This window comes from Egicoccus halophilus, assembly GCF_004300825.1.
In the GTDB taxonomy this organism is placed as follows: domain Bacteria; phylum Actinomycetota; class Nitriliruptoria; order Nitriliruptorales; family Nitriliruptoraceae; genus Egicoccus; species Egicoccus halophilus.
On record NZ_CP036250.1, the window covers coordinates 1,030,518 to 1,041,319 of the forward strand.

10 protein-coding genes and 1 pseudogene are annotated in these 10,802 nt (G+C 71.7%); 3 read left to right on the forward strand and 8 right to left on the reverse strand.

Going from position 1 to position 10,802, the window contains the following annotated elements:
• Nucleotides 1-169: 169 nt before the first annotated feature.
• The 4 genes and pseudogenes from ELR47_RS18155 to ELR47_RS04705 form a co-directional block, all read right to left on the reverse strand.
• Nucleotides 170-310 (reverse strand): annotated as a pseudogene (locus tag ELR47_RS18155) (IS3 family transposase); the annotation flags it as partial.
• 111 nt (nucleotides 311-421) lie between these two features.
• Nucleotides 422-1,540, reverse strand: coding sequence for a class II histone deacetylase (locus ELR47_RS04695; protein WP_130648842.1), 1,119 nt, complete (start codon nucleotides 1,538-1,540; stop codon nucleotides 422-424).
• A 76-nt stretch (nucleotides 1,541-1,616) separates the two neighbouring features.
• Nucleotides 1,617-3,257 (reverse strand): FAD-dependent monooxygenase, encoded by a 1,641-nt coding sequence (locus ELR47_RS04700; protein ID WP_130648843.1) that lies wholly within the window; start codon nucleotides 3,255-3,257, stop codon nucleotides 1,617-1,619.
• A 151-nt stretch (nucleotides 3,258-3,408) separates the two neighbouring features.
• Entirely contained in the window at nucleotides 3,409-3,810 is a 402-nt protein-coding gene (locus ELR47_RS04705) for a RidA family protein (protein WP_130648844.1), read from the reverse strand.
• Nucleotides 3,811-3,896: 86 nt separating this feature from the next.
• On the opposite strand from ELR47_RS04705, the gene ELR47_RS04710 reads away from it, so the two are divergent.
• Complete coding sequence (locus tag ELR47_RS04710) at nucleotides 3,897-4,535, forward strand: TetR/AcrR family transcriptional regulator C-terminal domain-containing protein (protein ID WP_229730691.1); 639 nt, start codon at nucleotides 3,897-3,899, stop codon at nucleotides 4,533-4,535.
• Between the two features lie 83 nt (nucleotides 4,536-4,618).
• On the opposite strand, the gene ELR47_RS04715 is transcribed toward ELR47_RS04710, so the two are convergent.
• Both ELR47_RS04715 and ELR47_RS04720 read right to left on the reverse strand, forming a co-directional pair.
• A complete protein-coding gene (locus tag ELR47_RS04715) occupies nucleotides 4,619-5,341 on the reverse strand; it encodes an alpha/beta fold hydrolase (protein ID WP_165403849.1) in 723 nt (240 codons plus the stop codon).
• A gap of 35 nt (nucleotides 5,342-5,376) precedes the next feature.
• Nucleotides 5,377-6,174 (reverse strand): class II aldolase/adducin family protein, encoded by a 798-nt coding sequence (locus ELR47_RS04720; protein WP_130648846.1) that lies wholly within the window; start codon nucleotides 6,172-6,174, stop codon nucleotides 5,377-5,379.
• 176 nt (nucleotides 6,175-6,350) lie between these two features.
• Here ELR47_RS04720 and ELR47_RS04725 point away from each other — a divergent pair, with 176 nt between their 5' ends.
• Together ELR47_RS04725 and ELR47_RS04730 are read left to right on the forward strand one after the other, a co-directional pair.
• Entirely contained in the window at nucleotides 6,351-6,950 is a 600-nt protein-coding gene (locus tag ELR47_RS04725; RefSeq protein ID WP_130648847.1) for a helix-turn-helix domain-containing protein, read from the forward strand.
• 82 nt (nucleotides 6,951-7,032) lie between these two features.
• Nucleotides 7,033-8,430 (forward strand): plasmid pRiA4b ORF-3 family protein, encoded by a 1,398-nt coding sequence (locus ELR47_RS04730; protein WP_130648848.1) that lies wholly within the window; start codon nucleotides 7,033-7,035, stop codon nucleotides 8,428-8,430.
• Nucleotides 8,431-8,501: 71 nt separating this feature from the next.
• On the opposite strand, the gene ELR47_RS04735 is transcribed toward ELR47_RS04730, so the two are convergent.
• Together ELR47_RS04735 and ELR47_RS04740 are read right to left on the reverse strand one after the other, a co-directional pair.
• Nucleotides 8,502-8,873, reverse strand: a complete 372-nt coding sequence (locus ELR47_RS04735; RefSeq protein WP_130648849.1) for a nucleotide pyrophosphohydrolase — start codon at nucleotides 8,871-8,873, stop codon at nucleotides 8,502-8,504.
• Nucleotides 8,870-10,798 carry a DUF2075 domain-containing protein gene (locus ELR47_RS04740; protein ID WP_130648850.1) on the reverse strand — a complete coding sequence of 643 codons (1,929 nt, stop codon included), beginning with the start codon at nucleotides 10,796-10,798 and terminating at the stop codon, nucleotides 8,870-8,872. Before ELR47_RS04740 ends, ELR47_RS04735 begins: the two co-directional genes overlap by 4 nt.
• Nucleotides 10,799-10,802 lie beyond the last annotated feature (4 nt).

A 10,802-nucleotide genomic window follows, 5' to 3' on the forward strand; every position in this document is an offset into this window, starting at 1 on the left:
CCGTGCCGCCTTCAGCTTCCCAGGGAAGCTGCCGTTGCGCCCCTCCGGGTTCACTGGCAGAGCCCAACCGAATTTACCTGGAGTCGGTGGCATGCTGCAGACCAGCGAAGATGCCTGAAGAAGCGTCGGCGGGACTGCCCAGACTTTGGTTGACGGCGGTTGTGCGGGGTCATGCTGCTTGAGCGAGGTCAGTGTTGCCGATGAGGGCTTCGAACCCGACCGGGGTGAGACGGCCGAGTGCGCGTTGCCGGCGGCGACGGTGGTAGGTGCGCTCGATCCAGGTGATGATCGCGAGGCGCACTTCGAACCGACGGGCAGTCACGCTAGTCGGCGATCACCGTGAAACCTCCACCCGCCGTCGGGAGCGGGCAGGTAGGCAGACACGGAGCCGGCGAGGCGCCGCCGCCGGCGTGTCGGCGGGTCAGTCGGTCGCGAGCTGTTGCGCGAGGGCGGCGGCGGCGTCGATGACCTCCGCCTGGTGTGGTTGCAGTTCCTGGCCGGCGAAGCCGCTGAAGATCGGGTCGAAGGGATCCTCGATGCCGGTCTGGTGTCCGGAGAGGGCCTCGAGCACGGCGAGCCCGCAGAAGGGGACGTAGGCGGGGCTGTAGCCGCCCTCGTGCGTCATCATCAGCCTGCCGTCGCACAGCCGGTTCGCGGCGTCCATCAGCAGCTCGGTGAGCTGGCGGTAGCCGTTGGCGGTCATCATCTGCCGCGCCAACGGATCCGCAGCCGACGCGTCGAACCCGGAGGCGACGAGGACGATCTCGGGGCCGAACGCGTCCAGGGCGGGGACCACCACCCGGGTGAAGACGTCGAGGTAGGCGCCGACGCCGGATCCTGCCGGCAGCGGCACGTTGATGGCGGTGCCCGCCGCCGCCCCGGCTCCCTGCTCGTCCAGCGCACCGGAGTCGGGCGGGAAGACGTTGTCCTGGTGCACCGAGATGGTCAGGACCTCGGGGTCCTCCCAGAAGGTCGCCTGCGTGCCGTTGCCGTGGTGCACGTCCCAGTCGACCACGGCGATCCGTGACGCCTGGCCGGTCGCCTGCAGGTGACGGGCCGCGACGGCGAGGTTCGAGAAGATGCAGAAGCCCATGCCGGTCTCGGGCGTCGCGTGGTGGCCCGGTGGCCGGATGAGCGCGTAGGCGTTGGTGACCTGGCCGGACATCACCGCTTCGGCCGCGACGATCGCGCCACCGGCCGCGAGCGCGGCGATCTCGAACCCGCCGTGGCCGAAGGGGCTCAGCCCGTCGCCGGCGTCGCCGCCCTTGGGCAGCGCGCTCTCCTCGCGGATGCGCTGGACGTGTGCCGCGCGGTGCACCCGCTGCAGCTCCTCGTCGGTCGCCGGCCGTGGCGCCAGCGGCACGAGGTGCTCCAGGAGCCCGCTCGCGCCGACGAGGGAGTTCATCCGCGTCTTGGTCTCGGCGTTCTCGAAGTGCTGCAGCGGCTGCAGCCCCGCCGCCGGGTTCGAGCCGAACAGGCCCGTGTTCGTGCCGGTGTCGTGCCAGCCGAACAGCTCGTGCCACAGGTACCCGGTCGCCATGCCCGCTCCTCCCGAACCGTGTGCATGCACGCAAGCACAGCGCCGATGGCGCCGCCAGTGCGCCGGGCTTCTTCGGTCACGTCGACGGCGCGGCGAGGATCGACGACAGGACGGTGCGCAGCTTCTCGGCCGGTGCCGGGTCGCCGTTGCTGCTGCGCCAGGCGACGTGGCCGTCGGGTCGCACCAGCACGGCGCCCGTCGCCTCGATCCCGTACGTCGACAGGAAGTCGTCGTCGACGTCGACCAGCTCGGCGTCGGCGCCGACACAGGCGGCGATCAGCGGCAGGTCGGTGCGGTCCGCGTGGGCCTTCGCCGCATCGCGCCACGGACCCCCCTGCGGCCCTGCCAGCAGCACGAAGCGGGCGTGCAGCAGGTCGATGGTGGAGAAGCGGACGCCGTCGTGTTCCAACCACAGGTGCGGCGCCCGGTGCCCCGGACGGCCGGTCGGGACGTAGCGGGTCTGCCCGACCGGTGGCGGTTCCGTGCCGTCGGGCACCACCGCCTCGGAGACGTACGACGCGCCGAGGTCCGCGCCGTCCTGGCGCACGTGGGCGTTCTCGTCCTTGATCGCCGCCGCGAGCCCTTCCTCGTCACCGGTCAACGCCGAACCCACGATGCGGCGCAGCGTCTCGCCGTTGCCGACACACCAGTCGGCGTTCTGGCGTGCGACCGGGATCCGTTCGGTCCCGTAGGTGTCGAGCAGCGACTCGCCGGCCCGTCCCCGCAGCACGAGCGCGAGCTTCCACGCCAGGTTGTGGGCGTCCTGGATGCCGGTGTTCATGCCGAGCCCGCCGGTGTGCGGCAGCAGGTGTGCCGCGTCCCCCGCCAGCAGCACCCGCCCGTCGCGGTAGCGCGGCGCCACCTGCGAGCTCACCCGCCACACGGCCGTGTTGATCACCTCCAGGTCCAACCCGGGAGTGCCGGACGCCGCCTCGACCAGCGCGGCCGCCTCCTCGTCGCTCGGCGTCTGCGGCCGGACCTCGGTCGGCGGGAGCACCACGAACGCCATCCAGCGGTCGACCCGGTCCACGAGCGAGAACGCGACGATCCGCCCGGGGGCGATGCAGAAGATGCCGACCCCCGGTCGGCGCAGGTAGGCCTCCCACAGGCGGGGATCCGCGCTGCGCCAGTAGACCCCCATCCAGTAGCTGAGCAGCGGGATGCCCTCGAGCTCGATGCCCAGGCTCGAACGCACCGTGCTGGCGGGGCCGTCGGCCCCGACCAGGTAGTCGGCGCGGATCTCGTGCTCCTCGCCGTCGTCGAGGTCACGCACCCGTGCGGTGACCCCGTTCGCGTCGTGCGAGAAGTCGAGCAGCTCGGTCCGGAACCGTACGTCGGCGCACTCGCGGGCACGCAGACGCAGTTCGTCCTCGATGACGTACTGCGGGACCAGCATCCGGGGCGTCGGCGTCGGCGCGTCGCTGCCGTCGTTGGTCTCGGTGCGGCCGTACTCGCGACCGACCAGCGTCTCCTCGCGGAAGGCGAACGCCGAGTCCTCGCGGGGGAGTGCCGCCCGCTGCATCGCGGGCTGCAACCCCCACTGGCGCAGCAGCTCGGTGGTGCGCAGGTTCAGCCCGCGCGCTCGCGGATGGTCGCTGGTCTCGCGGCGTCGGTCGATGGCGATGCACGAGATGCCCGACCGGCCGAGCAGCAGCGCGGACGACAGCCCGACCGCTCCTGCGCCGACCACCAACACCTGCGTGTGTTCCGTCCGCATCCCGCACTCCCTTGGTCAGTGAACAAGCTCCCGAACGGAGTATCCTTGGTCACCGACCAATTGCAAGGGGTGTGGTGTCCCGCGGCGGAGGGCGGACGACGGCGAGGTGTCAGCGCGCGACGGCGAGGTGTCAGCGCTCGACGGCGAGGTGTCAGCGCGCGACGGCGACCACGAGGTCGACCTCGATCACGAACTCGGGGGCGAACAGGGCCGCGACACCGAGGTAGGTGCTCGCCGGTGGCGTCGCGTCGCCCGACCCGCGCAGGGCGCCGAGGATGGCGGGCAGCCGTTCGGGTCGGTGGTCCACCACGTAGATCGTCTCCTTGACGATGTCGGCGTCGGTGGCGCCGATCGACGCCAGGCAGGCCTCGACGTTGCGGCGCACCTGCGCCGCCTGGGCGACGTGGTCACCCGGTGCGACCGGGTCGCCGTGCTCGTCCCACGCGACCTGGCCCGACAGGTGGACCAGCGTGCGCTCGTCCACGGCCACCACCTGGGTGATCAGCTGCGGCTGCGCGTGCACGCCGGCGGGGTTCAGGTGTCGGATGCTCATGCGTCTTCCTCCTCTGGTGGGTACGGCCCGTGACGACCGGTCGGCGGGAACTAGGGTTGGTCGGTGACCGGATCGCGAGGGCAGCCGTGCCGCAGACCACACGCGAGAGCGAGATCGTCGCCGCCGCCCTCGAGCTGCTGGACGCGCAGGGGGTCGAGGGGGTCACGCTCCGGGCGGTCGCGCGACGGCTCGGCGTGCACCTCAACACGGTGTCCTGGCACGTCAAGACCAAGCACCGGCTGCTGCAGCTGACGGCCGACGGTGCGCTCGCCGAGGTGTCCCTCGACGACCTGCCGTCGGACTGGGACGGGCGTCTGCGGGTCCTGCTGGGTCGCTACCGGGCCGCCCTGCTCGCGCACCGGGACGGGGCGCGGCTGATGGCCGGGACGTACGCGGCCGAACCGCACACGTTGCGGCTGGCCGAGGCGGTCGTCGGCACGCTGCTCGAGGCGGGCCTCGGCGAGCGGGAGGCGGCCTGGTCCTGCTGGACGCTCATCTACTTCACCCTCGGTCTGACCCAGGAGGAGCAGGACGCGCCGGCGGCGGGCGGCGCCGAACTCGACGACGCCCTGTCCCCGGCGGACCATCCCGCCCTGCACCGGGTGCTGCCGCACCTGGCCGTCGGGTCGTTCGCGGAGCGCTACGAGTTCGGCCTGGACCTGGTGATCGCCTCGCTCCGCCGGCGCGTGCCGTCCGCCGACCGGGCCGGACCCCACGCCGGGTGAAACCGCACCGTCCGGACCAGCGCTGACCGGGCGGGCGCGGTGCAGCGGTGCGACGCCCCGGCCGCCGCCGTCGCAAGGCCGGTTCACGCCGGAGCGGCGGCGGGCTCCTGCACCGCGGTCGACAGCGCCTGCGCGACCAGGTCCGGATGGGTCACCAACGCCATGTGCCCGGCGTCGATGGTCGTCACCTCGAAACCGTCCGCGGCGACGGCCGCGGCCGTGTCCGCGAAGAACGGCGCCGCCGTGCAGTGCAGGTAGGAGCGGCGGATGCCCGACGCCGCGTCCGGCGCGGACACGGCGGACGGTTCCTCGTGGGTCCGCAGCGGCAGCGGCGTCGACCGGCGCGCGAGCAGCTCGAGCGCGTCCGGGTCCTCGACGCCCAGGGCCGCGAAGTCGAGCGGGGCGACCAGCCACGGGCGCTCCGGTAGCGCGGCTGCGGCGAACGCGTCGCGCAACCACGGCTGCAGGTCGAACGCCGACTGCCCGGCCTCGGGAACGAAGGCGTCCAGGTAGACCACCTGGCGGATGCGCTCCGGGCGTGCGGCGGCGGCACCGGTCACCACCATGCCGCCGTAGCTGTGCCCGACGAGCACGACGTCGGCGGCGTCGGTCCGGTCGAGCAGGTCCACGAGGTCCTCGACGTGGTCGGTGAGGCCGGTCCCGGGAGTGGCGAGATGGTGACGTTCCCCGAGACCGGGCAGCGTCGGCGTCTCGACCCGGTGGCCGGCCGCCTCCAGCCGCTGCCGGACGGGTTGCCAGATCCACCCGCCGCCCCACGAACCTGCAACCAGCACGAAGTGCGTCATGTTCGGTCTCCCAGCCGCAGGCATGCGGCGCCAGCTCAGTCGAGGACGTCCGGTTCCTGCGCCACGATGGCTTCCGCGAACGACCGGAAGTTGTGGCGCGCCATGTTGGCGTTGCCGAACTGGCGGGCCGCCGTGCGCGCCTCGCCGTCGGTCATCACGCGGGGGCGGCCGGCCGCCTCGGCCAGCAGCTGCAGCTGGCACGAGCGGTCCATGGCGATGAACCACCACGCGGCCTCCTCGACGGAGCCTCCCACCGTCAACAGGCCGTGGTGGCGCAGGATCGCGGCCCGGGCGGTGCCGAGCCGCTCGGCGATCCGTCGCCCCTCCTGCACCTCGAGCACGAGACCCTCGTACTCGTCGAACAGGATGTGGTCGTCGTAGAACGCGCAGGCCTCCTGCACGATCGGATCGAGCGTGCGGTCGAGGGCCGCCCAGGCACGTCCGTGCAGCGAGTGGGCGTGGGCGATCGCGACGACGTCGGGCCGGGCGGCGTGGATCGCCGAGTGGATCGCGAACGCGGCCTTGTTGGTCCGCCGCCCGCCGTGCACCACGTGACCGTGTTCGTCGATGAGCAGCAGGTCGCTGACCCGGATCCGCGAGAAGTGCACGGCGAACGGGTTCACCCAGAACCGCTCGGGGAACTCCGGGTCCCGGGCGGTGAGGTGTCCCGCCACCCCCTCGTCGAACCCGTGGCGGGCGAACATGCGGAACGCGATCGCCAGCTGTCGCTTGCGGTGTTCGCGTTCCTCCTCGACCGAGCTCCGCCGCTCGGGCAGCTCCCCGAGGTCGAGCTCGTCGGTCACCGGCTCGTGCACGGCACCCGTCCCGATCATGGACCCACCTTCCCTGCTCCCGGTGTCCACCCTGACGCACCGTCCGCCGGCTGTCAAGCCTCAGAGGCGAACGAACTTGCCTTTTAGGCAAAGCGTCCGGGGCCGGGAGCGGCGTCGCCGAGGCGCACCGCCTACGTTGCCCCGTCGGGGAAGGGCGTCGGCAGACAGGGACCCGGGTGGACGTCGACGAAGCGGACGACGCGTCGCGCTGGATCGGGCGCCGGCTGCGTGAGATCCGCGAGCAGCAGCGGCTGACGCTCGGCGAGGTCGCCGAACGCACCGGCGGCTCGCCCTCGCACCTGTCGCGGATCGAGAAGGGCCAGCGGCAGCCGTCGATCGGGACGCTGATGCAGCTCGCCCGTACGTACGGCATGTCGCTGAGCCAGCTCGTCGACGACGAACCCGGCGACGCGCCCCACGTCGTGCGTGCGGCCGAGGCCCCGGTGCACGACAGCCCCGACGGGCGCTACGTCGCCATGAGCGCGCTCGGTTCGGCGCTGCAGGTGGTGCGGGTCGAGCTGCGTCCACGGCGTCGTCCGGCGCTCGTCCAGCACGCCGGGGAGGAGTGGATCCACGTGCTCGACGGCGAGGCGACGGTCGAGCTCGACGGGGAGCTCGTGCAGCTCGCGGCCGGCGACGCGATCCACTTCGACGCGGCCGTCCCGCACGGGCTGCACCACGCGGGCCGGTCGACGGCGACGGTGCTCGTCGTGTCGAGCGCACCGGCGACCCCCGGCCACGCGCCGAGCGGACACGTGCCCCGCCCCGCCGACTGACGCGTGCGACGTCCGTCACGAACCGGCCAGGTCCGCGAACGCGACCTGGTGCAGCTGATCGACCAGAAGGGCTGGTGAGCCGATGGCCGACACCTCCGTCGCCGAAGGACGGCGACATCCGCGCCGCGAGACGCCGACGACGCTCCGGCTGCACGTCCAGCTCGCGGACGCCTCCCCGCCGGTGTGGCGACGGATCGAGGTGGCGTCCGACCTCGGCCTCGACGACCTGCACGACGTGCTGCAGGTCGCGTTCGGCTGGGAGGACCGCCACCTGCACCGGTTCACGACCGGCCCGCAGGGCGAGCCGGAGGCGGTGTTCGCGTGCACGGCCGACCTCGCCGTGGCGGACGGCGACGAGTTGGCCAGGCCGACGTGGGACGTCCGGGTCGACGAGCTGCTCGCCGCGCCGGGGGAGCGGCTGCACTACCAGTACGACTACGGCGACAACTGGTGGCTGGACGTCGAGGTCGAGGACGTCGACGACGGCCGGATCCCACCGGGCCGGGCGACGTTGCTCGACGGTGCCGGCGCCGGGCCGCCCGAGGACTGCGGCGGGATCGGCGGCTACCGCACGGTCGTGACCGCCGCCGACCCGAGCTCCCCCGGACACCGGCGGGCCCTCGCGGAGGTCGCCGGCTGGTGGGGACGCGAGATCACCCCCGGCGAGCTCGGCCTCGTGCCGTTCGACCCGGCCGCCGTCAGCGACCGGCTCCAGGCGCTCGACCTCGACGGCCGCCCGCCGGTCCCGTGCCGCGTCGGGGCGAAGCTCGCCGCGCTGCTGCTGCGGGCCCGCGACACCGCCACGGAACGGCAGCTGCGGACGCTGGCGTCCACGGCGGACGGGGGCGACGACGTCGACGAGGCGCGGGCGGCCCGCATGCTGCGGCCGTTGCGGGTGCTGCTCGACACGGTCGGCGACGGGGTGAAGCTGACCGCGGCCGGCTACCTGCCGCCGGCGGTCGTGCAGCGCATCTTCGACGAGCTCGACCTGGGCGACGAGTGGATCGGCAAGGGCAACCGCGAGGACCTGACCTACCCGGTGCTCCAGCTGCGCGAGACCGGCCAGCGGCTCCAGCTGCTGCGCAAGTTCAAGGGTCGGCTGGTGCCCACGCCGCGGGCGCGGGCCCTCGCCGACGACCCGGTCGGGCTGTGGCAGCACGTCGCCGGCGCACTCCCCGTCGGTGGCCGGGATGCGGCCGACGCCGGGTGGCAGGCGGGCGTGCTGCTGCTCGCGCTGATGGCCGCAGGGGCCACCGACGACGCCGAGGTGCGGGTGGCGGCGCTGCTCACCGCGCTGGGTTGGGCCGTCGGGGAGGGCCAGCCGGTCGACCCGCGCACCGCCGGCCACCTGGTCGTCGACGACGTCCGCCTGCTGCGCCGGCTCGGCGCGTTCGAGCGCGACCGCCGCGCCTGGCCGGGCACGGTCACGCCCGACGGGATCGCCCTCGCGCGCGCCGCCCTCACCGGGCCGTGCCGATGACGCACCCGCAGGCCGTCCTCACCGACCGGACGAGGAATCGCACGAAGGAGACGGGCCGTCGGTGGTGGCGATCAGCTGTCCCGCGCTGACCGATCAGGGCTCCGCGTTGCCTGTCCGCGAACGGCGGCCGCAGGGAACCGGGTCTCGTTTCTGATCATCTTCGCCTGGGCGGCCGCGACGAGGTCGACGCCCAGGACGTCGGCGAGGCGGACGAGGTAGATCAGCACGTCCGCGAGCTCGTCCTCGACGTCGGCGGAACGCCCACCTTCCATCACCGCCGCTGACTCCTCGGCGGTGAGCCATTGGAAGATCTCGGTGAGTTCGCCGACCTCGCCGGACAACGCCATGACCAGGTTCTTCGGGGTCTGGAACTGCTCCCAGTCCCGCTCGCGAGCGAAGGCGCGCAGCGTCTGCCGCAGGTCGGCCATCGAGTCGGTGCTCATGGGGCGTCGGCCCGGTACCCGGCGGCCCGCTCGGCTGCCAGCGCGATGGCTGCGATGTCGATGCGGCTCTCGAAGAAGTCTCGGGTCTTCTCGTCGGTGAAGTACACGTAGCAGCCTTTCAACCCGCGGCTGAGCAGGACGCGGTACGTGTTCTTCACCAGCGCCGTGAACTCCTCGGCGTCGAGTCCGCGCTTGAGCCCGCTGTCCTTCGAGAACTCTGAGCGCCCGACCCACCCTTCCCGGGGTCGGTAGACGAGGTCGTCACCGAAGATGACACCGACGTAGTCGAACTCGAAGCCTTGGGCGGTGTAGATGCATCCGACCTGCTCCAGACCGCCGGGCTCGCTGGCCCACAGGTGCGACTTGGGGATCCCAGCCGCAAGCCGCCCAGCGTCTGGACGGGCGTTCCAGGGGCGCGACCAGCCGTCGATCTGGACGTCGGCGGGAAGCTCGCCTTCCCCCGTCGGCTTCGACCAGGACCAGCAGTAGCCTGCGACGAGCCGGGCGCTGTGTCCCTGCTCCGCACGGCTCCGGACGAGCGCGTCGAGTTCCTGCGGACTGTCGACGATGTCGAACTCGAAGTTCGGATCGCCACTCCAGAGCGCGTTGGCGGTGCGGCGAATGCCGAGCGTGTTCTCGAGCCACCGGACGTAGCCGTCCGAGCCTCCGCAGCGGAACTGGATCTCGAGTTGGTGCTCGCGGACCTCGGCGCCACGCCGTTCGGCGAGCGTCTCGATCCAGCCGCTGTCACCGATCTCGTTGCGGCGCACGGCCTGCAAATCGTCGATGAAGAACACCGAGACGCGGGCGACGCTGAGGATCTCGTCGATCTGTGGACGGTCAGGGTCGTCAGCCTTCTTCTTCGTCCACCGGTTCCAGGAGTACTCGCGGATCCGGTGGGCCTCGTCGCAGATCAGGACGTCGAGTTCGTTCTCCTCGGCGTTGAGGTAGGAGTTGAAGTAGTTGAATTGCTTGGCCGCGCGGGTGCCGACGAGCTTGCGGACTGTCTGCGTGAACGCGGACGAACCGGTCGCGTGGTGGGTGGCGTAGCCGGCGGCGGAGAGCTCTGCGACAAGGTTCAGCGCCAGAACGGACTTCCCGGTGCCAGGACCGCCCCGGACGATGAAGACGGTCTTCTGGTCGAGGCTGACCGCCTGGTCGACTGCGGAGAGGATCGACTTCAGCACGACCTGCTGTTCGTCGAGCAGCACGTAGCTCGGCTCCTGTTTGATCATCTCCGCGGTGTGCTCCAACAGCTTGCGGTGGGGCCGGTACCGACCCTCTCTCACCGTTCGCAGTACGCCGAGGCCGTTGCCACCGCCGAGCCGGTCATCGAGGAAGGTGATGAGCTCGTCGAGGCGGTCACCGGCGAAGAGCGGATAGATTCCGAGCAGGTGCGCGTAGCGGCGGTCGTACAACTCCGACCGGTCGTCGTAGGGCAGATCATGAAGGAACGAGCACGCCCCGAGTGTGACGGCGGCGTCGTGGAACGCTGTGTGCGTATCCGCCAGATACTCGCGGTACTGCCCGGCCTGCGCTGACGGGTGCAGCTGGTCGCGCAGCCGTCCTCCATACATGACGCCGACGCAGTCGGGCACGTCCGAGAGTTCGGCATGGTCCCACTGTTTGAGTTCCACCAGCACCGCGCCGGGCCGTCCTTGGTGGTCGTGGCCGGTGATGAGCGCATCGATGCGACGGGAACTCATCGGCAGCTGAAATTCGAGGAAGATCCCGTGGTCGAGGAACCCGCCGTACCTCACCGCGTTCGCCAGCGCTTTCAGCGAGTTTCGCCACGAACGGAGCTCGGATGGCGATGGCTCGAAGCCGAGCTGATCGAAGAACGCCTGCCGCAGCGTCTCGGCGATCGTGTTCTGTGTCGCTTGCTCGACGAAGTCACTCGTCGTACCCCAGTACAACTCGGCCATCCAT